At 42.3% G+C, this 265-nt stretch carries 1 protein-coding gene; it reads right to left on the reverse strand.

Annotated features, from left to right (window positions below; translation table 11 throughout):
• On the reverse strand, positions 1-265 hold a 265-nt coding region (locus A3712_RS21845; RefSeq protein ID WP_231891865.1), incomplete at both ends, for a sodium/glutamate symporter.

Below are 265 nucleotides of genomic sequence, written 5' to 3' on the forward strand. Positions count from 1 at the left end.
AAGTACCACCGATTGAACACTTAAGATCACCAAGAATGGGATCGCAAGGTCGAAAATATTCCACAGCTTGAGGCTCATTAACGCCATCGCCAAGAATAGAGACAATGACACAGTACCCAGAATATCAACGGTTTCGCTGTCGGTTTTATGCAGCTTCGTCACTTCAAACACATTAGTGATGAATACACCGATAAACAAAGCGTAAACAAAGTCAGGAATCATCAACCAAGAAATTTCGAAAGTCGCTACCCACTGCTCTAGGTAT

It is taken from the genome of Vibrio sp. HI00D65 (assembly GCF_001635455.1).
Classification (GTDB): Bacteria; Pseudomonadota; Gammaproteobacteria; order Enterobacterales; family Vibrionaceae; genus Vibrio.